The 22,367-nt window shown below is 66.0% G+C and carries 16 protein-coding genes; 10 read left to right on the top strand and 6 right to left on the bottom strand.

Translation table 11 applies throughout. The annotated features are described in order from the left end of the window. Positions 1-70 precede the first annotated feature (70 nt). From ACGFNP_RS34005 to ACGFNP_RS33995, 3 genes are all read left to right on the top strand, one after another. A complete protein-coding gene (locus ACGFNP_RS34005) occupies positions 71-1,303 on the top strand; it encodes a benzoate/H(+) symporter BenE family transporter (protein ID WP_393325623.1) in 1,233 nt (410 codons plus the stop codon). Between the two features lie 238 nt (positions 1,304-1,541). After that, the gene (locus ACGFNP_RS34000) at positions 1,542-2,306 is read left to right on the top strand and encodes a class I SAM-dependent methyltransferase (protein ID WP_393325621.1); all 765 of its coding nucleotides are present in this window, start codon (positions 1,542-1,544) and stop codon (positions 2,304-2,306) included. Positions 2,307-2,321: 15 nt separating this feature from the next. Continuing rightward, positions 2,322-2,579, top strand: coding sequence for a restriction endonuclease (locus ACGFNP_RS33995; RefSeq protein ID WP_393326273.1), 258 nt, complete (start codon positions 2,322-2,324; stop codon positions 2,577-2,579). A gap of 190 nt (positions 2,580-2,769) precedes the next feature. On the opposite strand, the gene ACGFNP_RS33990 is transcribed toward ACGFNP_RS33995, so the two are convergent. Then, a complete protein-coding gene (locus ACGFNP_RS33990; RefSeq protein ID WP_393326285.1) occupies positions 2,770-3,018 on the bottom strand; it encodes a hypothetical protein in 249 nt (82 codons plus the stop codon). Between ACGFNP_RS33990 and ACGFNP_RS33985 the strand changes: the two genes are divergently transcribed. Then, complete coding sequence (locus ACGFNP_RS33985) at positions 2,905-3,270, top strand: transposase (protein WP_393325619.1); 366 nt, start codon at positions 2,905-2,907, stop codon at positions 3,268-3,270. The two genes, ACGFNP_RS33990 and ACGFNP_RS33985, sit on opposite strands and share 114 nt — an antisense overlap. Positions 3,271-3,697: 427 nt before the next feature. Further along, positions 3,698-3,877, top strand: coding sequence for a transposase (locus ACGFNP_RS33980; RefSeq protein WP_393325617.1), 180 nt, complete (start codon positions 3,698-3,700; stop codon positions 3,875-3,877). Positions 3,878-3,937: 60 nt separating this feature from the next. Here the strand turns inward: ACGFNP_RS33980 and ACGFNP_RS33975 are convergent, their stop codons facing one another. Continuing rightward, positions 3,938-4,999: a hypothetical protein gene (locus tag ACGFNP_RS33975; protein WP_393325613.1), complete on the bottom strand. Its 1,062-nt coding sequence runs from the start codon at positions 4,997-4,999 to the stop codon at positions 3,938-3,940. Positions 5,000-5,052: 53 nt separating this feature from the next. On the opposite strand from ACGFNP_RS33975, the gene ACGFNP_RS33970 reads away from it, so the two are divergent. Next, the gene (locus ACGFNP_RS33970) at positions 5,053-10,209 is read left to right on the top strand and encodes an Hsp70 family protein (protein WP_393325611.1); all 5,157 of its coding nucleotides are present in this window, start codon (positions 5,053-5,055) and stop codon (positions 10,207-10,209) included. 862 nt (positions 10,210-11,071) lie between these two features. Here ACGFNP_RS33970 and ACGFNP_RS33965 read toward each other — a convergent pair. Both ACGFNP_RS33965 and ACGFNP_RS33960 read right to left on the bottom strand, forming a co-directional pair. Then, a protein-coding gene (locus ACGFNP_RS33965; RefSeq protein WP_393326270.1) for an IS3 family transposase occupies positions 11,072-12,225 on the bottom strand; the annotation gives its coding sequence in 2 pieces (ribosomal slippage) (positions 11,072-12,012 and positions 12,012-12,225; 1,155 coding nt in all). A gap of 179 nt (positions 12,226-12,404) precedes the next feature. Then, positions 12,405-12,671, bottom strand: coding sequence for a hypothetical protein (locus tag ACGFNP_RS33960; RefSeq protein ID WP_393325609.1), 267 nt, complete (start codon positions 12,669-12,671; stop codon positions 12,405-12,407). A 257-nt stretch (positions 12,672-12,928) separates the two neighbouring features. Between ACGFNP_RS33960 and ACGFNP_RS33955 the strand changes: the two genes are divergently transcribed. The 4 genes from ACGFNP_RS33955 to ACGFNP_RS33940 all read left to right on the top strand — a co-directional run bounded on the left by ACGFNP_RS33955 (position 12,929) and on the right by ACGFNP_RS33940 (position 16,623). Then, positions 12,929-13,144: a hypothetical protein gene (locus ACGFNP_RS33955; protein WP_393325607.1), complete on the top strand. Its 216-nt coding sequence runs from the start codon at positions 12,929-12,931 to the stop codon at positions 13,142-13,144. A 113-nt stretch (positions 13,145-13,257) separates the two neighbouring features. After that, positions 13,258-14,907 carry an IS21 family transposase gene (gene istA, locus ACGFNP_RS33950; protein WP_393326267.1) on the top strand — a complete coding sequence of 550 codons (1,650 nt, stop codon included), beginning with the start codon at positions 13,258-13,260 and terminating at the stop codon, positions 14,905-14,907. Then, a complete protein-coding gene (gene istB, locus ACGFNP_RS33945) occupies positions 14,904-15,689 on the top strand; it encodes an IS21-like element helper ATPase IstB (RefSeq protein ID WP_358342804.1) in 786 nt (261 codons plus the stop codon). The genes istA and istB overlap by 4 nt, the downstream gene beginning before the upstream one ends. A 214-nt stretch (positions 15,690-15,903) precedes the next feature. Further along, positions 15,904-16,623, top strand: coding sequence for a DinB family protein (locus ACGFNP_RS33940; protein WP_393325605.1), 720 nt, complete (start codon positions 15,904-15,906; stop codon positions 16,621-16,623). A 663-nt stretch (positions 16,624-17,286) separates the two neighbouring features. Here the strand turns inward: ACGFNP_RS33940 and ACGFNP_RS33935 are convergent. Both ACGFNP_RS33935 and ACGFNP_RS33930 read right to left on the bottom strand, forming a co-directional pair. After that, positions 17,287-17,721 carry an MmcQ/YjbR family DNA-binding protein gene (locus ACGFNP_RS33935; RefSeq protein WP_066372915.1) on the bottom strand — a complete coding sequence of 145 codons (435 nt, stop codon included), beginning with the start codon at positions 17,719-17,721 and terminating at the stop codon, positions 17,287-17,289. Between the two features lie 769 nt (positions 17,722-18,490). Beyond that, positions 18,491-22,333, bottom strand: a complete 3,843-nt coding sequence (locus ACGFNP_RS33930; protein WP_393325602.1) for a hypothetical protein — start codon at positions 22,331-22,333, stop codon at positions 18,491-18,493. Positions 22,334-22,367: the final 34 nt, after the last annotated feature.

Here is a 22,367-nt window from a genome sequence, read left to right as displayed (position 1 = left end):
TTGTCCCGCGGTGGCCACGTGGCTATGGTTCGTTCCGTAGACGGAACGATTGCGAGTCTGAGGGGTTGGCGTGCGGGTGCAGGCTGTCATGGCGGGGCTGGTCAGCGCGGTGGTCGGCTACGCCAGTTCGTTCACCGTCGTGCTCGCCGGGCTGCGTGCCGTCGGGGCGACGCCAGGGCAGGCCGCGTCCGGGCTGCTCGCCCTCTGCTGCGGCATCGGGGCGGCGGCGCTCTTCCTTGGGCTGCGGTACCGCATGCCGATCAGTATCGCCTGGTCGACCCCCGGCGCGGCGCTGCTGGTGGCGACCGGTCCCGTGCCCGGTGGCTTCCCGGCCGCGGTCGGCGCGTTCATCGTCTGCGCCGGGCTCATCGTCCTCGCCGGCCTGTCGCCCTGGCCGGCTCGGGCGATCGCCGCCATCCCGCGTCCGATCGCCGGTGCCATGCTGGCGGGCGTCATCCTCAGCCTGTGCACCGCACCGGTCCGTGCCGTCGTCGACATCCCGCTGTTGGCTGTGCCCGTCGTCCTGACCTGGGCGGTGTTACAGCGGTACCTGCGGAAGTGGGCAGTTCCGGGCGCGCTCGTCGTGGCGATCATCGCCATCGCGGTGCACGGGCCCGGCACCGGCCTGTCCGGCGCGGCGCTGCGGCCCGCGGTCGAGCTGACCACTCCGACGCTGAACCCGTCCGTAGTGGTGAGCATCGCCATCCCGCTGTTTCTCGTCACCATGGCCGCGCAGAACGTCCCCGGTATGGCGGTCATGGCGACATACGGGTACACGCCGCCCCTACGCCCGGTCCTCGTCGCGACCGGCCTGGCAAGCGCGGCGGCGGCGCCGTTCGGCGGCCACGCCGTCAACCTGGCCGCGATCACCGCAGCGCTGACCGCTGGCCCGGACACCCACCCTGACCCCGGCCGCCGGTGGATCGCGACGGTGGCCCTCGGCGCCGGGCAACTGACGCTCGGCCTCGGCGCCGGCCTGGCCATGGCTCTGGTGCTGCTGTCCCCACCCGTACTGGTCACCGCGGTGGCCGGCCTCGCGTTGCTGTCGGCGCTCGGCTCGTCGCTGGCCAGCGCGGTGACCGAGCCGGAGGGACGGGAGGCCGCAGTGGTCACGTTCGTGGTCACCGCGTCGGGGATGACGATCCTGAGCATCGGGGCGGCGTTCTGGGGCCTGGTCGCGGGCGGCCTGACCGCGCTACTGCTGCACAGGCCGTTGGAACAGCAATCGTCATCCACCGCGGAAGCCGGGACGGAACGTCCCGAGGGCCGGGTGGCTGCTATGTCGGCTGATCAGCCGTCGTAGCGGAAGTGGTGGCGTTCTCCAAGACGGCCGAGCCTCGAAACGACGTCTCGTACGGCATCGTGGTCACCCGCACCCCGGGTGGTGGTTGCCCTCCGGTGCGGCCGAACATCGAAATCCAAGCTGGGCGTCGAGACAGGCCAGCGGGCATTCGCCGCGCCCAGGCTCGTGCGCTTAGCGTCGCGCGCCCGGGCTAGAAAGCGGTGGCCGCGCGGGCTTGGGGCCACATACGTTCGCCTCCATGGTTGACGCAACTTTCGGGCATCCGCGCCTCGCCGCCATCTACGACCCACTCGATCCGGACCGCAGCGATCTCGACGCGTATCTCGCGATGGCGGAGGAGTTCGGCGCGCGGTCCGTGCTGGACATCGGGTGCGGTACGGGCGTGTTCGCGCTGCTACTCGCCGAGCGCGGGATTACGGTCACCGGGATCGATCCCGCGCGGGCGTCCGTCGACGTTGCGCGTGGCAAGCCGGGCGCGGAGCGGGTGCGCTGGCTCGACGGCGACGCGGGGGACCTGCCGCCCATGCAGATCGACCTGGTGACGATGACCGGGAACGTCGCCCAGGCGATCGTCGATCCGCAGGCATGGCGTACGACGCTGCGCGGCGCGTACGAGGCGCTGCGGCCCGGTGGGCGGCTTGTCTTCGAGACTCGCGATCCGGCGCAGCGCGTGTGGGAGGAGTGGGCGGAGTGGACGCGCGAGACCACGTACTGCATGACGGACATCCCGGGCGTCGGCCACGTCGAGACCTGGGCCGAGCTGACGGACGTGAGCCTGCCGTTGGTGAGCTTCCGGGGTACGCACGTGTTCGCTGCGGACGGGGGAGTACTGACCTCGGAATCGACACTTCGCTTCCGCGAACGTACGGAGATCGAGCGGGACTTGCACGAGCACGGCTTCGTCGTCGAGGACGTACGCGACGCACCCGACCGGCCGGGCATGGAGTTCGTGTTCGTGGCGCGGCGCGGTACCGCGGAGCCCGTTCCTCCCGAAATGCCCTAGGGAGCGTGCGCACCCATCATCCAGGCAAAGCGTTGCAGCAAGGCCGTCGGCATCGAGGCCGTGCGTGCTCTGGCAGGGGTCATGGAAGACAAGCGTGCGACGAAGGGCATCCTTGTCACCACCTCATGGGTGGGTAACGACAGCCGCGATTTCGCCGCTCGTCATGGACGCATGCAGATAATCGAGTGTGAGGAGCTCAAGTTCCTCTGCAAGGAGCACCTTGACCTCGATGTGCTCATCAGCCTTCCTAAGTCGCCTCCAAAGCGTTCTTGACCAGCGGGATCGCTGGTCAAGCGCCCTGGCGCATGTCGACACCACCCGACGACTGCACGCCCTGCTGCGCACCTCCGGACGCCAGCGCAACATCGACACCTGGACCGAGCGGCTCCAGACGCTGTTCCGCTAGGAACACCTCCGCCGGCTGCCGCTGGTCGAGCAAGCCCTCGGCCGCCAGGCCCAGGCCCTACTGCTGCAGCTGGACGCGGCCTGCCGCGCCGCCGACGAACTCGCCGACGCCACCAGCCAGGCCTTCGGCCAGCACCCCTACGCCACCATCATCACCAGCTTCCCGGGCCTGGCCGACCTCACCGGTGCCCGGGTGCTGGCCGAACTCGGCGACGACCGCACCCGCTTCGCCGACGCACGAGCGCTCAAGGCCTACGCCGGCGCGGCCCCCATCACCAGCGCCTCCGGCAAAAGCCTGATCGTCCATCACCGCAAGGTGAAGAACCAGCGCCTGGCCGCCGCCGGCTACGTCTGGGCCTTCGCCTCCCTCCGAGCACCAGGCCTGCCCCAGAGTCCACTACGATCGGCGACGCGCCGAAGGCGATCGACACTCCAGCGCGCTACGCAACGCCTTCAATCGGATGCTCGGCTGCCTGCACCACTGCCTACACAAAGGCGTGACCTACAACGAACACGTGGCATTCCCGCCGCGGTCGAAGGCAACGGCTTGACAACTTAGGCAGATCGGATGTCTGCGGCACCCGCTTTAGAAGAGTGGGGGTTGTACGGCCAGCACACGCGGCCTGAGCTGCGCAGATGGTCCGAACCACCCGCATCCTAGAAAAGATCATCCCGCATATGTCCCTGCCATTCGGCGAGGCTGGCCACTGAATCGCCTCTGACTTGGATGGATACCCCGGGTGCCTATATCCGCTCCGAAGACGAGGCCGGCCAAGGGCTGATGCCGCCGAAGGGACGCACCTGGGCGCCGGTCCGCACTCGCCCGGTGGTGGCGGTGCGCGGCAAGGGCTCGGGCCGGGTGAACATGGCCGGCGTCGTGGCCTACCGAGACGGCGAGCGACCGCACCTGTTTCTACGAACTACACATCTACCGGGGCCGCGAGGGCGAGCCCAAGTCCTTCTGGATCGACTACCGAGACCTGATCGTGGCCATCCACCAGCAGCTGGGTACTCCGGTGGTGTGGTGCTTGGACAATTTGAACGTGCATCTGGTCGGCCAACTCGCCGACTTCGCCGCCGAGCACGCCGACTGGCTGCGCATCGTCCAACTGCCCGCCTACGCTCCGGAGTTGAATCCCGTCGGTCACGCACCTCCCTCCGAGTGAGTGAGCCCCGGCCTGGCGCAGCTTTCAGTTGAAATGTCCTAGGACCTCGATGGCCGTAAGTCAGCGTGTGCCGTCGAGAGGTGAGGTGCTCGTGACGTCCTGTGACCGGAGCTTGCTGTACACCGCATCGAAGGTGAGCCCTGCAGTGAAGGCGACCGGGATAACGAAGAACAGCAGGCGGCGCGCACCGGCTCCTTCCAGCAAGTCGGGAGTCGTCGCCAGTTGCGCGGCCACAAACAGCACGAAGGCGATAGCGCCTGCGGTGGCACCGAGGACGGTGGTCCTGATCCAGTCGCTGGCCTGGTCTGAGGCGTTACGGATGATCGCCCCGCAGGTGGCGGCGAACAGCGGCGCTATGAAGAGGGCGGCGAGCCCGGGCCCGCTGCCTGGCATCCACGAATACGACAAGGGAATCGTGCCCAGAGCCAGCAGAAGCAGGCCGAAGGCGATGATCAGGCTTTGGCTGGTGCGCCGGTGCGCACGCATGCGCTCCTGTTCGGCGAGCCGATGGGCGGACAGGCGGCGGGCGTGCTGATCGATCAGAGAACCGGTGATCGCTGTGGCCGATCTGGGATGCCAGGGCTCCGCCATGGTGGCTAGCTCAGCGGGGGTGGCGTGGTTGGGCTCCCGGTTCGCGTACGCCCAGACCTTCTCTCCGCCGCCACCGAAATGGGCGACAGCCACGATCGGGATGCGCCGTGACAGAGTGATCAGTCCGGCAATGAATGTCGACCGGCCACCACCGAGAAGGAGCACCCCGTCGGCGACGAGGATTGAGCGGTAGAAACTGACCTCCCAGTCCACGGCGGCGTCTGGTTGCATGTCGAACAGCTCGCGGTGATCGGCGACCTCGGGGAAGTGGCCGTCTTTGTGGCCGTAGCGCCCCCATGCGTGAATTGATCTGGGCGTCGCCTGGCCGGAGGCCACGTACCCGCGGACCACATGCCGCTCAATGAAGTCGTCCTGGCTCGAATGCACGATGATCGGGCAGCCGCGTACAGCCAATTCCCTGCCGATCTCGAAGGCGGCTTCCTCGGCTTTCTCGGTGTCTCGGATCGTCGCGGCGAAATCGGGGCTTGTGCGACTCCCGGTACTCCCGATGATGGCGATCTTGGGATTCATTTGCGAGCTACTCCTGGGGGATGAATCGAGCCATGATACGAAAGTGAACACGTGTGTTTTCGGTAGCGGTCAGGGATGTCTGGCATCGGCACCATTTTGAAGCGAAACTGGTGCCTGTGCAGTCGACGCCTATTCGAATCTTCATCAGCTACGCGCGCGCCGATTCATCACACGCATCGACATTTCGGACATATGCCGCGGCCCTGTTCTGCGAGCCTGATGTTGAAGCGTTTCAGGACGTTGATATCAAGCCTGGCCAGGACTGGGAACGCGTTCTTCTCGAGCAGATGGACACGGCCGACATCGTGGTCCTGCTGATCACGCAGGAATTCGTCGCGTCGGAGTTCTGTATGCGCCATGAGCTGCCGCGGGCGATGCAGCGCTCGCGAGACGGCCTGTGCCTGCTGCTGCCGGTGAACGTCGCGCCGTTTGTACCCGGACGCACGCCGCTCGCGGAGCTGCAGTGGGTGCCCAGCGGCCCGCCGATCACGACCAGCCCAGGTGCCCAACAGGCGTGGATACGCGCGGTCAAAGAGCTCGCCAAGCAGGTTCGCGCGCGCAGAGCCCTTGACCCGGCCGGTTCCGGCGGCGAACTCGAACTGTCCGTGCCGGTTACCGTGCCGCTGGGAACGCGGATTGCGCACGCGCTCTCCGGTCTGGGGCTCTTGGACTGGCTGGCGGGCGGCGCGACCAAGCGACTGCTGCGGGCGCAGGCGAATCTAGAACATGCCTTCGCCGACCCGCTGAACGTGCTGTCGCTTGACGACGCTGCCCGGGTGTACCGGCGCTCGGTCCGGCTGGCTCTGCGGCTGGGGCGGCAAACGGCCCTCGACTGGGTCCGTTCCTTCGACGAGCTCATCCCGTTGGATTGCTACGAGCTGGCGTTTCGCACAGCCGACGAGGGCTGGCTGGCTCAGGTGGTCCGTCAGGGCAACCGGCACTCCGTCGCCGCCGTGTTCGAGCTGGCCACCAGGCTGTCATCGAGGCCACTGCAGTTGTTTGCACGCGACCGGCTCGCCCACCTGCTCGCGACCGCGCGGGCCCCGGAGGCTTTGACTGCTCAGCTGCGCCGCTGGTACGAATTGGGCCTGCTCGACCGCCGGACGCTGGCGGACTCGGTCCGTACACACCTGACGCACACGCCACTCAGCACGCATGAGCGGTTGTGGACGGATCTGCTGGATGATCTACCCGAGGCGCTGCTGCCTGAGCTGTTCGAGGTGCACTGTCTGCTTGGCCGATGTCAGGCTGCGGCACCACTGGCCGACACGCGCGCCAAGGAAGCCAGCCTCCTCCGGCGCGCGGTGCATGTGCCCCGGCTTTCGGACGTGCTCGCGACGCTCCGGCTGCCGCAACGCCCAGAGCATGTCGAGATGTTTCGCGTCTTGAACGAACATGCCGGCGATCTCTATGTCGCTGCCGGACGAGACAATGAAGCACTCCAGCGCTATCAGGAGGCAAATCGGCACGACCGCGTCAGCGAGTGCCACGAGCGTCTTGGCGACGTCTCCCGTGCGCTGGCCACCTGCCCGGCGGTGCTGCCGGACCGGATGGCCCGGCTCGCAGGAGCCTGCCTGCCCGAAGTGGACGCCAGGGTCGAACGCGGGGAACTGACTGTGGCGGCCGCACGCACCCAGGACCTCCTCGCGCACCTGGAACGCGCCACGGAGATCACCGCGGCGCTCTCGGCTCGTCGCACGGAGATCACCGGAAGAAGGAAGGCCATCCTGGCCACCGGACGCCGGTATTTCGGTGACCTCATCCAGCGGCAGCCGGCCGCCGCCACCGAGCACTACAAGCGGTGGAGCCGCTTGGAGGAGGCGGCCGGCGAGATCGTCCCGGCGGCTCACCGCGCCGAGGACGGTAACGAGCCCGTCCGCGCCCACACCCTCTACTTCCAGGCCGGTAGAAACGGCGACGCCGAGCGAGTCCTCAAAAACGACGATTCCCCCGCCGGATTCAGCGCCCGCGCCCAGGCCCGCGAGGCCGGCGGCGACGTCTTCGGCGCCGCCAGGCACTATGAGTCAGCCAAGCAGTGGGAGCGGGCCAGCTCGCTGTACGCCCAAGACGGCTGGTACCACGACGCCGCACGCTGCCTGATCACCGCGCTGGGCGAAGACGCCATCGAGGATCCCCGAGTGGTCGACTACCTGCGGCGCGCCGGCGAGTTCGAGCAACTGGTCCGCCTGTGCCGTCAGGCCGTGGACCGTACGGGCGGCAACACCAACGCCGTCGCCGAGCTTCGCCACTTGCAGAAGGAACGATCCCTCTCGCCGCGGCTAAAAGGCAAGGTGGACCGGACGCTGAAGGCCGTGGACGGCCGTGCACGGCACGTCTTCGAAGAACGCGCGCAATCCTGGGTGAAACAAGCCAAGACCGAGATCGACCAGCGGTTCGCCGACACATGGGGGCTCGACCTCGGCACCACCACCTGCGTGGCCGCCATCTACGACACCCGCATCGAAGCCCCCGTCCTGTGCCCCTCTGCGGGCCAGGACCACTTTGTCTCCACCCTCAGCATCGACACACAGGGCAGCGAGCTAGTCGGAATAACCGGGGAGCACATAGCGAGCAACCGCATCCAGACTCACATCAGCGGCGCCAAACGCCACATGGGCACCGACCAATCCCTGCCCGAGCTCGGCACCGGGTCCTATCGCCCTGAGGAGGTCGCGGCCCGGCTGATCCAGCACGCCCGGCACCTGGTGGAGACCTTCCTCAAAGGCCAGGTACGCGAGCGCGTAGGCGAACTGGCCCGCATCGAGCTCGGCGAAGTGCGCCAAGAATGGCTGGCATGGACCGAACATCACCACGACCTGCGGGTCAACCGTCCCCGCGTGATCGTGACAACGCCGGCGTACTTCCCGCTCAAGGCCAACAACGCCACCCGTGACGCTTGCGTGATCGCCGGAGTGGAGGCTGTCCGCCTGATCCACGAACCGACCGCCGCCTGCATCGCCACCGCCCGCGAGAGGGACCTTCTCGGCGAGGTCCTCGTCGTCGACCTGGGCGCCGGCACTCTGGATCTCAGCCTGCTGGAAATCGAAGACGGGCAGGACGAAGACGGGCAGGACATCGATAAGCAGACCTTCCATGTCCAGCAGGTAGATGGCAATCACCAGTACGGCGGCAAAGACTTCGACGCGGCCATCAGCCATGCGCTTCGCCAACGGCTGCACAGCGACGGCGTGGAAATATCGGATGAGGAAACGCGCCAACGGCTTGACCTGGCGGCGGAATGGCTCAAGATCTCCCTGTCCGGCCAGTCCGAGGCCGAATACGAGCTCATCGGCTTTGCCGGTTACCGGAACGTCGTCCGGCTGCGGCTGACCCGGACGGAACTGGCCAGCATCCTGGCCCAGTCATTCAAGGTCCTTCGCGAGGTCTGTCAGGAGTTCGCCGAGAAGATCTCCCACACTCCTGAGCACCTGGTCCTGGTCGGCGGCCCCATGCTTTCACCGCTAGTCAGCGACCTGGTAGAGGAGATCTTCGAGGTCGAACGGACCCGAGTGGCCAATCCACGGACCGCCGTGGCCTACGGCGCCGCCCTGCAGGGGGCCGTTCTCGACAAGAAGCTCAAAAAAGCAGTACTGCTGGACGTGACCCCCTTCGCCTTGGGCATCGCGACCAGCAGCAGGGGAGGCGAGAAGGAGTTCACGCAGCTGATCGAAAGGAACAGCCTGATTCCATCCGTGCGCAAGAAGATCTGCACCACCTATAAGGACAACCAGCAGAATGTGCACATCCAGATCTTCAGCGGAGAGCTCGACCCGAAGTCGCGAATAGGTCAGTTCGTGCTGGGGGACATCCCGCCCGCTCCACACGGCATCCCAAAAATCGAGGTCACATTCTCCATCGATGAGAATTGCGTGCTCGAGGTCACAGCCCGCGATCTCGGCACCGAGAATGCCCGGTCGGTGAAGATCAGCGACACCACCATGCTGTCTCCAGAGGAAATCCGCCAGATGACCGAGCGGCATCGTCAGCTGGCGCGTCGGCGGCGGCAGCAGGCCGAACGGGACGCATATCGGGCGGAGATCGCCGAACTCGTCGACCTCGATCTCGGCGAGGAGACATGGCGAGAGTACTCCGGACGGCTTGCCACCTACCGGCCGGCCGGAGCACCGCACGATGACCAGACCGAACAGACTTTGCTGGAGATGTTCCGCACGGCCGATCAGGTAGAGGTGGAGCTCTCCCTGATTCAGGGGCCGCTGCGTGACCTGGTGGCGCTGGGGCGGGCCTATCTGCAGGAGGACGGTGGCTCAGATCTCGAACGCGACCTTGAACAGGCCGCTTACCTGGCGGCTAAGCTGCGTAACCAGGCAGACCTCCTTCAGCCCGTCGCCGCGAGGGTGGCCGAGTGGAACGACCTGCTCGCCTGGATCCATCCCGACGATCCCGAACGCCTGCGCCGCTTTCGCGCCCACCATCACAAGGGCGAACATCGGCGGGCCGTAGACGCGATCAGCCAACGAACCGCCCGGCTGAACGAGCCCGCCGACATCGAACGCTACCTGTGTTCACTGGCCGAGATCGGCGACACCGCCCGCTACCGGAGCACACTCACCGCCAACACCGCCCTGCTGGGCGTGTCCTTCCTCGATCCCGAAGATCCTGAGGCATTCGTCCGCCGGATGAGCTCGTCCCTCATTACGGTCAAGGTCTCCCATCCCGGCGGAGGACGCGCGCTGGCCACCGGGTTTCTTGTCAGGGACCAGCTGGTGGCGACGAACCGGCGCTGGTTGGTCGACAGCGATCCCCCCCTCCCGATCGATCTGGCCAGAATCCAAGTCGCCCCCTATGGGCGGGTCTCGGCCGTGCACCTGCCCCCACAGGCGATCGACCTGGCCCTGATCGAGCTGGCCGAGCCCGTTGCCGCACCCTTGCCGCGCCTTGGCTACTCCAGCACTGTTCGGGTGGGCGACAGGGTGTGGATCGCCGCCCCCAATCCGAAGGCCGAAGCAGGATGGAAGCTCGGCTTCGGCACGGTGGACACGTTCGCTTCGTCTCGCGAGCACGGGTTCCGCCTGTTCAAGTGCGGCATGCAGGTCAAGCCCAGGGCCTATGGCGGCCCGCTGTTCAACGACCTCGGCGAGGTCGTAGGTGTGCTGATGGCCGACCACCACCAAGCAGACAAACCCCTGCCCGCCACATTCGCACTGTCGGTGGACGCGGTAGACCAACTGCTGGCGGGACACCTTGATTGAGCTGAGGCATCGTGGCCGGGAGAGCGACTGGACCTGCCGATGGCACCTCGTGAAGATCATCCTGTGCACTCACAACTTGCTCACGATCCGTGACAGCATCACAGGCTAGAGCCAAAATCACAGAGCGCCATCACATCGGGTGCCGGGACGGCTGTCGACGGCGAGAACGGTCCGAGATCTGATTCGATCGGCCAAGGAGAGCCCGAACTGGAGCTATCAGCGAATCCACGGCGAACACAAGCAGCTGGGACAACACATGTCGGCCACCACGGTACGCGTGATCCTCGCCAAGGCCAGCCTTGGCTCTCGGCGACGCGCCCCGATGCTCGGGCCTGACCTGGAAACAGGTTCTCACTGTCCAGAACACGGGCATTTATCGCCGAAGCCCGCCGCTACAAGGTCGAGACATCCTCACCAAGGGCCGCGTCCGGCTCATCGGAGGCAGCACACTGGCCCAGAACGCACTTCCGCAGATGCTTACCTTCGTGATCACTTTCCTGAAGCTCGCACCTTGCTACTCACGGCGGCCGGCCCAAGCTGGAGACCTGTTGCTAGATGCTGCGGATCACGTGGGACCTTCATGAAGCCACGCACGATCAGGAACCGCAGCACCTGCTGTAGGAGAGCGTGGCGAGTACCGTTCCGCCACCTGTCCTGACCTGGGCAAACAACCCCTACCAGTGCCACTCCTTGCTTGATCATCCCGTGCATGTCCCGCAGCGCGCCATCGCCGCCCATGCGCGCTAAGAGGCTCTCAAGCGATCTCTAACCCCAGGTCCACCCTCTGGATCCCGGCAGACTCACAGGTCATCGGGCTAGGGGTGGAGTTGCCCCGGTTCGATAGACACATCAGGGCTTGCGACTACGCGGCAGCATAGTCGGGGTCTTGAGCGTTCTTGAGCGCGTGTCGGCGTTCGTATTCGGCGGGGCTGAGCTGGCCGTTGGCGGAGTGACGGCGGCGCGGGTTGTAGAAGCCCTCGATGTAGCTGAAGAGAGCCCGTTCGGCTTCTGACCTGGTGCGGAAGGTCCGCTGGTCAATCAGCTCGCACTCCAGCGAGGCGAAGAAGCTCTCGGTGATCGCATTGTCGAAGCACGTCCCGGTCCGGCCCGTCGACGGACGAACGCCCGCCTGCTCACAGCGCTGGCCGAAGGCAAGCGAGGTGTATTGACCCCCCTTGTCGCTGTGGTGAATCACCCCGGCCTCGGGGCGACGCTGGTGCAGCGCCATCGCCAGCGCATCGGTCACCAACTCGGTGCGCATGTGCTCGGCCATCGCCCAGCCCACGATCCGGCGGGAGAAGACATCCAGCACCACCGCCAGATAGACGAAGCCCTGCCAGGTCGGCACATACGTGATGTCGGCGGTCCAGATCCGGTTCGGCTCCTCGGCCGAGAAGTTGCGCCGAACCAGGTCGGATGCAGATCCGGCGCGCGGATCGGTGATAGTGGTGCGGACGCCCTTACGCCTGCTCACCCCGGCCAGCCCGGCGGCGCGCATCAGCCGGGCCACCCGCTTGCGGCCCACCCGGACCCCATCCAGCTCACGCAGGTCGGCGTGGATGCGCGGCGCCCCGTAGATCTGATCGGAGGCCTGATGATGCGCTCGGATCTGCTCGGTCAGCTCGGCGTCGCGGCGAGCTCGCGCCGACAGGCCGCGCCGCTGCCTGGCCACCCAGGCGTAGTAGCCCTGGCGCGACACACCCAGCACCCGGGCCAGCAGGAAGACCTCGTGGTGGTCCTTCTCCGCATCGATCAGCCGATACCTCATCTCGGCAGATCCGTCTCCCGCGCGAAGAAAACCGCGGCCTTCCGCAAGATCTCCTTCTCCTCCCGGAGAATCTTGTTCTCACGACGCAACCGGGCCAGCTCGTCCTTCTCGGCGCTGGTCAGCCCGTCCTGGCGGCGGCCGTCATCCAGATCGGCCTGGCGCACCCAGGTACGGATCGACTGCGCGGAGGGCTGGAACTCCTTGGCCAACTCCTCCGGCGACCGTCCCGCGCGCACCAGTTCCACCATCTGCCGGCGAAGCTCCGGCGGATAGTTGTTCGGCACAGCAGACTCCTTCTTCCGGGAACCAGGGTTCCCCAGAGATCAGGTGTCCACCAAACCGGGCCAACTCCAGGAAGCCGCTTCAAGATCCACTACTAGCACCCTGACCAAAGAGCTGATCGATAAATGGAGTTGAGGTCTGCGGCTCAGCGTGTGAGGCAACGAGATTCGGCCCGCAAATGCCAGGTCGGCGACTCCTCCTGTACCTCCACTGTCACGGTGATGCCAAGCGCCTCCTTCGTCCCGTGAATGGTCCGGCCGGTATGCCGGTCCACTTGCGCGGGATCGAACGTCACGTCATAGCCGAAGCGAGGCAGCCGCAGAGTGTCCTCCATCAGGCGTTGAGCTTGGTCCAGATAGTTATCAACTGGTTGGTTGGCGCGGGACTGTACGGTTTTCGGCTCTGTCGCCATTTCGGTGGTAACCGATAGTGACCGCAGGCTTTGAAGGCGTATCCGAGGCGAACCCGCTGGTGAGCGGTGTGTATAGGTGACCGCCAACGCAAGTTCTCAAGGAGGGTAGGCCGCGACCGTAGGGGCGCGCAAACATCCGTTGGAGGCAGATGCTCCAGCTCAGCGGCATCCTCTCGGTGAACTCACGCTCCGTCACCACCGGATTCGCGACAGAGCCCGGTTTTCGGTGTAACTCCTGATCAAGGAGAACACACCTGATGAGTACTGTGATCCAGGCATCGACGGAGATCGACCTGGAGGACACCGCGGTGGCGCGTAAGGAGCCTAAGGACTCGGATCGCGAGCTCGTCGGCCGGCTGGTCGAGCAGGCCCGCGCCGAGGGCATGGAGCTGGTGGGTGAGAACGGGCTGCTGGGGCGGCTGACCAAGCTGGTGCTGGTTTCAAGGGTGAGAGCTGGCCCCATCTACGGGTGAGTGTTGGCCCCACTGCGTGATCGGTTGATTGCGTTCTGGTGAGTTTTGGCCCCACCCGCAGGCTTGTGGTGAGACTCTCGATGTGCCCGATGGCGAGGGGGCACGTGGTGGGTCTGAAGACCAAGGTCGAGTTGTATGCGGCGATCCGCCGAGATGCCCGGGCTGAGGGCCTGTCGATCCGCAAACTCGCAGACAAGTACGAGGTGCACCGCCGCACCGTGCGGGACGCGCTGGGCTCGGCATGGCCGTCACCGAGGAAGAAGATGCTCCCGCGCCGATCACGGCTGGACCCCTACAAGCAGGTGATCGATGAGATCCTGCGGGCTGACCTGGACGCGCCCCGTAAGCAGCGGCATACCTCTCAGCGCATCTTCGACCGACTGGTCGCCGAACACGAGATGGAAGGCGTGTCCTATTCCACGCTGTGCGAATACGTCCACGACCGGCGCCCGAAGATCCGCATTGAGGCGGGCCGGGCGGCTCCTGAGGTGTTCATCTCCCAGTCGAAACGGCCCGGAGTCGAGGCCGAGGTCGACTTCGGCGAGGTGTGGGTGAATCTGGCCGGGACGATGACCGTGTGCTACATGTTCGTGTTCCGGATGTCGTACTCGGGCAAGGCGGTGCACCGCGTGACCGCTTCCTGCGGCCAAGAAGCGTTCCTGGAAGGACACGAACACGCCTTCAACGTGCTCGGGGGCCTGCCGACGGGCCAAGTCCGCTACGACAACCTGACCTCCGCGGTGGCCCAGGTGCTTGGCTTCACCCGCGGCCGGGTGGAAAACGAGCGCTGGACCGCCTTCCGCTCGCACCACGGCCTGGAAGTTTTCTACTGCCGCCCCGGCCTGAGCGGAGCCCATGAGAAGGGCGGGGTCGAGGGCGAGGTGGGCCGATTCCGCCGCAACCACCTGGTCCCGGTCCCGGTGGTGGCCACGCTCGCGGAGCTGAATGCCACCATCGATGAGTGGGACACCGTCGATGACCAGCGGCGGATCGGCTCGCGTGCGCACACTGTGAGCGAGAGTTTCGCCATCGAGCGCCCCCTGCTGCGGCCGCTGCCCGACGATCGATTCGAGACGGGCCGCGTCTTCCATCCCCATGTGAACCGTCATTCGCTGGTCTGCGTCCGGATGAACTACTACTCGGTGCCAGTACGGCTGGTGGGCCGCAAAGTCCGGGTACTGCTACACGCCTCGGAACTGGTCATTTTCGACGGCAAGACCGAAGTCGCCCGCCACGAGCGGCTGATCGCCCGGGGTAAGCCCCGGCTGAGGCTGGATCACTATCTGGAGATTCTGCTGCGCAAACCAGGCGCGCTGGCCGGGTCAACGGCGCTGGAGCAGGCCCGCCAGCTGGGAACCTTCACCACCGTCCATGACGCCTGGTGGGCTGCGGTCCGCAAGGCCCACGGCGAGGCCGAGGGCACCCGCGCGCTGATCGAGGTGCTACTCCTCCATCGCGGCATGGCCCACCGGCACGTCGTCGACGGCATCGCCACCGCGCTGTCGGTCGGCGCATTGACCAGTGACGTCGTCGCGATCGAGGCCCGCAAGGCTGCCCACGCCGAGACCGGAATGGCCTCCGCCACTACCTCCTCGCCGACCGGCCCGGTGGGCCAACCGGCCGAGTTGCCGCCGCTGCCCTCGCTGACCGAGCGGCGCCTGGCCGCGCTCCCACCCGACAGCCGACCGCTGCCGTCGGTGGCCGCCTACGACCAGCTCCTGCGCTTTCGTCCACCCGCTACCGGCCAGGGAGATACCCCATGACGATTCACCAGCGTGGTCTCACCGAGCCGGCCGCCGAGACCGCGATCGACCAGGCCTGCAAGATGCTGCGCCTGCCCACCATGCGCAGCCAGTTCGTGGCCATCGCCGACGCCGCCGAGCGCGAACAACTCACCTACCGCGGCTTCCTCGCCGAGCTGCTGATGGGCGAGTGCGAGGACCGAGAGCGCCGCCGCTCCGAGCGGCGCATCAAAGCCGCCGGATTCCCCCGCCAAAAATGGCTGTCCGACTTCGACTTCGAGGCCAACCCCGACATCCCCGCAGCGACCATTCACACCCTGGCCAAATGCGAATGGGTCAAGAACGGGCACCCGTTGTGTCTGATCGGCGACTCCGGCACCGGCAAGTCACACCTACTCATCGCCCTGGGCACCGAGGCCGCCATGGCCGGATACCGCGTCAAGTACGTCCTGGCCGCCAAACTCGTCAACGAACTGGTCGAAGCCGCCGACGAGATGATCCTCAACAAGACCATCGCCCGCTACAGCCGCTACGAACTGCTCTGCATTGACGAACTCGGCTACATGGAACTCGACAAACGCGGCGCCCAGCTGCTCTTCCAGGTCCTGACCGAACGCGAAGAGACCGCCAGCGTCGCCATCGCCTCCAACGACAGCTTCGGCGGCTGGACCAAAACCTTCACCGAACCCCGCCTCTGCGCCGCGATCGTCGACCGGCTCACCTTCAACGGCTCCATCATCGAGACCGGCACCAGCTCCTACCGACTCGCACAGACACGCGCACGCCAGGCAAGCGGAGCCTGAGTCCCAGCCTCCGACCATCCACGCCACCCGATGCCATCGACGGCCGTGCGTTTGGTTTCGTTCGTGAGAAGTGACCGCATTTGTTCGTGAGTTCTGACCGCACTTGAGGGCTGGAACCATGATCAATGTTCGGGAGAGCCGACCGCACCAATGGGATGGAGGTCGCGGGGACAGGGGGGCTGGTTTGTCAGTGCTCGGCCCTACCATGCGGAGCATGAAACGATATGTCGACGAGGACCTGCACGGTGCAGAGTTCCGCGAGTGCGATCTGACCGGGGCACGCCTGATCGGCGTGGTCATGCAGGACGCCGTGATCGACGGGCTCATCACCAACCTCGTGGTGAACGGGGTCGAGGTCACCGAGTACGTCGAGGCAGAGCTCGACCGGCGTAATCCGGTGCGGCTGCTGATCCGCTCCGAGGACCCTGCCGATCTGCGCGAGGCAGCGCGTCAGCTCCATGCCGGCTGGGCCGCCACGATCGAGCGAATCCGTCGTACGCCCGGCATCGAGCGCCGCAGCGTGAATGACGAGTGGTCGGCTGTGCAGACGATGCGCCACCTGGTCTTCGTCCACGACTCGTGGTTCCGCCGTTGCTGCCTGGGCTCGACGGAGCTGTTCACGCCGATGGGCATCGGGACGACCGTTGAGCCCTACCGTGGAGCGCACGGGCTTGACCTCTCGCTCGATCCGTCCCTCGACGAGATCGTGAGCGTGCGTGAGGCACAGGCCGCCGAGCTTGAGGCCTGGCTCGACGGGGTCACCGCTGGGCAGCTCGCCGGGCGAGCGCCGGTGCCCGACGACGATGTCTGGCCGTCGTACGCCCGGGGCCGCTCGGTGCGGCGGTGCCTCGGCACGGTGCTCAACGAGACCTTCGAGCACCACGGCTTCTGCGTCCGCGACCTCGACCTGATCGAGGCGCAGGACGCTGAGTAGGACCGGCCACGGACTCACGCGGTACTTCTCGAGCATCCGGCGGTACTTGCCTCACATGCCTGATGCTCCGCAGGCACCTTTGATAACGGGCGGCCGCCCGGAGGTCGGCGAGCTCGTAGAGGTGCGTGTAGGATCCGCGTTCTTCTGTCGAAATCCGCACCTCCGTGTCAGTTGGTTGTCGGATTCGACATGCCGAGGCGGACCGGCAGATCAGGGTTTCAGTCCACTCGACTCAAGCTTCCAAGCGAGCCGACATGACGGGAGGATTCGACACGCCTGCGCGGACCAGCACAGCCGACAGATCACGCGGACTGTCCACCAAGCGCAGGTCCAGACGTTGCCATCCGACACGAAACTGCGGATCTTACAGTGCGCCGCCCTGGAGGCCGGCGATGCGGTCCATGAGTGCGGTCGAATCCCACGAACAACGACTTCGCCCAACCATGCCCGCGGTCACAGCCGACGAACAACCGCGGTCAGGTCACGCGAACGAAACCAGCGGGACGAGCCCACTGCCCAACATGACCACCGAAGCCGATCCGGGCAGCCTACTTGCCTAACATGACTGACAGCCCCTCAAACAGCTGACCAGCAAGTTCGCTTGAGAACCCAGATAACAATCGGCCTCGTAGGTGGTGGCGCGGTGCATGTCCTTCATCGCGGTCATCGCCGTTCGGGCGGCCGACATGGACCTGGCCGGGGAACCTGTGCCGCCAGCTTCTTCGGCGCCCGCAGGCAGTAGCTCTCGATGAGCAGCTCGGCGATCTCGTCCCAGTCCGCGTCCGGTTCGATCACCATGCCCACGACCTGCGGGTGCCACCTCGGTTTGTAGAACGGGTGGCCGGTGCCGACGAGCGCGGCGAGCTCGGCACCGTCGGAGCGGAAGGTCAGGACGGTGGCATCCCCGACGAACGGCGCGTCGCGGGTGTAGGCGGGCGGGTACTCGTCGCTGATGCCGAGGACGTGGGCGAAGGTCTTCTTGCGGACCAGCCAGCGGGTGCCGACCCAGGCCTGTTCCTCGTAGACGCCGGGGAGTGCGAGGCACAGCGCGCGGAGGCGGTCGAGGACGTCGTCCGGCACGTCGGGGCTGTCCGGCATCGGCGTCTCCCAAAATTGTCGGTGCTCTCGTGCATGATGCCCCGCCATGAGCCTGAACCACGTCGACATCGTCCTGGCGGCTGACCCACTTGCCTGACATGCCTTACCGATCATCAACCGCTGAATAGCCGGAACGCTCAAGACCCTGAGGCAGGCGGCGGAGACCTTCAGTGATGCATCAGCGTCAGGTGGCACTCTCGCTGACTTGATCAACACCTGAGCGAACGCCACTCGCCATGACCTTAGAGCCCGGGTGAGGCACGTGGCGGCCTCTTGGAACGCCACTCGACAGCGGCCGAGATCGGTCCACTTGCCTTACAGCGCTGCAGACCACTGACCAGCGAAGTCGCTCGAGAACCCAAGATAACCATCGAGCCGACGAAGGAGGCCCTGCGGCGCCGATCGCCCCCGGCAACCCCCCGGCCATCAGCCACAGCCAGCGATCGTCACGGGCTCAACCCGCCATCAAGGCCTCAGCTATGCCTCGGGTGGGGCCAAAACTCACCCGTGATCAAGACCCCCAAGATCGCTAAATGGGGCCAAAACTCGCCGGTAGGTGGAGCCAGCTCTCACCCCTGAAATCAACCAGGTAACGCACCGTGCGAGCCTGGGCTCAGGCGGCTCCATTACGCGCCGTCCTGGATCCAATTACCGATCCAGCCGGATGGGTCAACCTCAACGTAGGCCGAGGGACCGGCTCGGCGGAGTCCTCCACGAATACCTACACGCCGCTTGACCTGTAGGGATGAGGTTTCCGGCAGGCGCAGAGTCACGCGCAGGGCGCGGTGTAGGGGACCTCGCTGCCGACGTAACTCTGCCACTCCTTTCGGGAAAAAACGTTCTTGGTAAAGGCGCAGATTCGTTGGATGGCGGTGTCCACGTTCAAATTCCACAGACGTACTGACCCGTCACTGCCAGCGCTCGCCAGCACGTGTCCGTCCATGCTGAAGGCCACTGCGCTGACCTCATAGGCGTGGCCGGGCAGCGGTTGGCCGAGGGGCTGTGGGTGGGTCGGGTCGGTGAGGTTCCATAACCGCACCGAGGCGTCGCCGCCGCTGGCCAGCGTGTTGCCGTTGGGGCTAAAGGCCACAGCGTTGACGGGGTCGGTGTGACCGAGAAGGGGTCGGCTCAGGGATTGTGGGTGGGCTGGGTCGGTGATGTTCCATAGTCGCACCGACCTGTCTCTGCCAGCGCTTGCCAGGGTTCGCCCATTGGGGCTGAAGGCCACTGCATTGATTCTGCCGTCGTGGTCAAGGAGGTCGGCTAGATGCTTTGGGTGGGCCGGATCGGTGATGTTCCAGAGATACACGTCACCACCGGCGATCGCCAGCGTGCCGCTGTTTGGGCTGAACGCCACTGAATACGCTGGGATGCCATCGTGGGTCAGAGGGCCGCCCAGGTGTTTCGGGTGAGCAGGGTCGGTGATGTCCCATAACCATACGAGCCCCCTGTCGTCGGCATTGGCCAGCGTGCGCCCATCGAGGCTGAAGGCCACGGCCAAGAACGGCGTCGTGAGAAGGCGATCGCTGCGGGGTTGACTGCGGGGCTGCGGATGGGTCGGGTCAGTGATGTCCCAGGCCAGCACCGAGTGGCCGCCGCTCTTGCTGCCACTATCGACACTCACCAAGGTGCGTCCGTTTGGGCTGAGCGCCATCGAGGCGGCTGTACCCTCATCGACGAGGGAGTGGCCCAGGCGTTCGGGGTGGGCTATGCGGGTGACGTTCCACAGTTGCACGTCGCCGCCGGCGCTGGCCAGGGTGTGCCCGTCGGGCGTGAAGGCCATCGAACTAACCCTGTTGAGGTGGCCCGTCAGCCGGGAGTGGGCTAGATCCCAGGACCTCACGGAGTTGTCACCAGCGCTTGCAAGGGTGTAGCCGTCGGGGCTGAAAGCGACCGCGTTGACCATGCCGGTATGGCCAGTCAGGGGCTGGTCCACGGGCTCGTGGTCGATACTGGAGACGTTCCACAGCCGCACTGTTTTATCGCTGCCGGCGCTGGCTAGGGTGAGTCCATCAGGGCTGAAGGCGATCGCGTTGACATCGCCGATGTGGCCGGTTATGGGTGGGTACACGCCCTCCGGGTGACCCGGGTCGGTCAGGTTCCATTGCTGTATCGCCCCTCCAAGTCCAGCAGCGGCCAGGATATGTCCATCGGGGCTGAATGCCACCGATAAGACGGATCCGCCGTTATAGGTAAGTGGCCTGTCCCGACGTTTTGGATGGGCAGGGTCGGCGATGTTCCACAGCCAGATCGATCCCTCAACGTCGGTGCTCGCCAGGGTGCGTCCATCGGGGTGGAAGGCCACCGAATAGATGGAGTCCACGTCCATGAAGGAGCGGTCTGGTCGTATGACGGCCTTGGGGTGGCGCAAGGGGAGACCTAAGGGCCTTGCTCGGGTCGGGGCGGACGCGTTCCACAGTCGCACCGTTCTGTCATCCCCGGCACTGGCCAGAATGTGTCCATCGTGGCTGAACGCAACTGACATAACGGTGCCGTGGCCGATGAGAGGTTGGCCTAGGGACTGAGGGCGGCCCGGGTCGGAGATGTCCCATAACCGGACGTTGTCGCTGCCGGTGGCTAGGGTGTTCCCGTTGGGGCTGATCGCTAGAGCGTTGACAAAGTTGATCTTTTTGGCGTCGTGGTCGGTGAGGAACCAACCACGGGAACGTGGGCGAGCCGGATCGGTCATGTCCCACAACCACACGCTCTCGTCCTTGCCGGCGCTGGCTAGGATGCGCCCATCGCGGCTGAAGGCCACTGCCTTGACAGTGTCAGTGTGGCCGGTCAGCGGTGTGGACAGGGCGGTGTGCTGAGTGGCGAGCAGCCGGGTGTAGGAGTCATTGCTGGGTCTCATGCGGTGTGCGATCAGGGTCAGCTGGGCTGCCCGCGTCACGTCGGTGCTCTGCACCCGGTCCGCCTCGGCCAGGACACGGTTGTAGATGGCTAAGTCGCGCTGCCATACGGTTTCGCTTTGCTGCTGCAAAGCCATGATCGCGGCGGTGGTGGCGAGCATGGTTAGCATGGTCAACGCGGAGGTGACTCCCATGCGCAGTCGTGCGGTGCAGCGCTGTTGGCGGGTGCAGGCGGTCAGGAAGGCCCGCACGGCAGGGCTGAGATCCTCGGGTGGTGCCGTCGCGGCCCATGCCTGAGCAATGCTCAGGCGGCTGTTCCGATACAGCAGGGCAGAATCTAGGCCCGTGCGCTGCCACGTGGTCGCGGTCTCTTCGACATCTTGGCGAGTTAACCGGCCGGCACGGTCGCTGTCAATCCAGCGACGCAGCTGAGGCCAGCCGCGGATCAGGGCCTCATGGGTGATCTCCACGGTGTCTTGTCGCTTGGTGAGCAGCCGCGCCCGGGTGAACGCGTCCACAACTGCCGCGGCCATAGGCGGATCGCCGCCGACCTCAACCAACTCGGCATACGACCGGCGCCACCGGGTGTCCTCGGCCCCGTCTCCGCTCTTTACCAGTCGTAGGAACACCGCTCGGGTCATCCTCCGCTCGGCGGCGTGCAGGCCGGCCAGGGCCCGATCGGCCGCGGTGGCGATGGTTTTCTCGATGCCGCCAGTGGTTTGGTAACCCGCCACGGTCAATGTGGCGCCTTCCCGCTGCTGCCAGATGGCGCGCAGTGAGTGCGCCAGGAATGGAAGCCGGCCCGCCTCATAACCGCTCGCCTCTTCGTCATCGGTTCCGGCCATGACCCCCAGATCGCGCAGCAACAGCGCGACCAGCCCCGGCTCGATGTCCAGCCCGACATCCTGGGCGGGATAGACGATCGCCTCGCGCACTTGCGCCGGTGACATTGCCCCGACCAGCAGCGGACTGTCCTGCAACGCCGCTCGCAAGTGCGTGTCGCTGGTGCAGGCCGCGTAATAGTCGGCCCGCAGCCCCGCCACCACCAGCCCCACAGGCGGCGTCGAGCCGGCGTCAAGCGGACCCGCCAGCCGGGCGAGCAGATCGATGAACACCCGCCGCTGCCGCTGGTCGGTGCACAAGGTGAATAGCTCCTCCAACTGGTCAGCCACCACCACGACCCGCGCTCTGGGATCCTCACCGTCGATCCGCTCGTGTAACGCCTCGCGCAGCATGACCGCGCACCGATCCGGGTCGGTCGCGAACTGATCGGCTACCTGAGCGGAGCTGGTGCCGAGCAGCGGACAGATCTGCGTGGCCAAGGCGTGTACCGGGTCGGCAGTGGGTGTGAACACCAACGACGGCCAGCGGTTTGAGCCCGGCAGAGCACCTTGAGCGAGCCTGGGCAGCAGACCGGCGCGCAGGAGCGAGGACTTTCCCGCGCCCGACGGTGCCACGACTACCTGTATCCCTCCCCTCAGCAGACGTTCATCCAGGCGGGCGACCAGTTCGGCGATCAGCCCATCCCGGCCGAAGAACCACCGCGCCTGCTCACGCCCGAACGCGGACAGCCCCGGGTAGGGGCATTCCTCTACCACCGCACCCGGTGTCGTACGCCGCCGCTCGTGCGAGCGATCGCCAAAGTAAAAATGCTGATCACGGCCCGCCTGGTGAATGCGGGCCTGACCGGCGGCATGCGCCTCCAGGTGAACATCCCCAGTATCAGAGACCGGCACCTGCGGCTCATCCGGCATGCTCATCGAACCATCCCTCTCATGGAGGACGGCTGTTCCG

Origin of the sequence: Nonomuraea sp. NPDC049269 (assembly GCF_043197155.1) — a bacterium.
Taxonomy (GTDB): Bacteria; Actinomycetota; Actinomycetes; order Streptosporangiales; family Streptosporangiaceae; genus Nonomuraea.
Note: the sequence above shows the minus strand (reverse complement) of the source record. Positions and strands in the feature narration are given on the sequence as shown.

Coding starts and splice junctions, on each gene's coding strand:
- ACGFNP_RS34000 (WP_393325621.1), top strand. CDS start 1,542: ATGGTTGACGCAACTTTCGGGCATCCGCGCCTCGCCGCCATCTACGAC.
- ACGFNP_RS33990 (WP_393326285.1), bottom strand. CDS start 3,018: ATGGACGATCAGGCTTTTGCCGGAGGCGCTGGTGATGGGGGCCGCGCC.
- ACGFNP_RS33975 (WP_393325613.1), bottom strand. CDS start 4,999: ATGAATCCCAAGATCGCCATCATCGGGAGTACCGGGAGTCGCACAAGC.
- ACGFNP_RS33960 (WP_393325609.1), bottom strand. CDS start 12,671: ATGGCGACAGAGCCGAAAACCGTACAGTCCCGCGCCAACCAACCAGTT.
- ACGFNP_RS33955 (WP_393325607.1), top strand. CDS start 12,929: ATGAGTACTGTGATCCAGGCATCGACGGAGATCGACCTGGAGGACACC.
- istB (WP_358342804.1), top strand. CDS start 14,904: ATGACGATTCACCAGCGTGGTCTCACCGAGCCGGCCGCCGAGACCGCG.
- ACGFNP_RS33940 (WP_393325605.1), top strand. CDS start 15,904: ATGAAACGATATGTCGACGAGGACCTGCACGGTGCAGAGTTCCGCGAG.
- ACGFNP_RS33935 (WP_066372915.1), bottom strand. CDS start 17,721: ATGCCGGACAGCCCCGACGTGCCGGACGACGTCCTCGACCGCCTCCGC.
- ACGFNP_RS33930 (WP_393325602.1), bottom strand. CDS start 22,333: ATGAGCATGCCGGATGAGCCGCAGGTGCCGGTCTCTGATACTGGGGAT.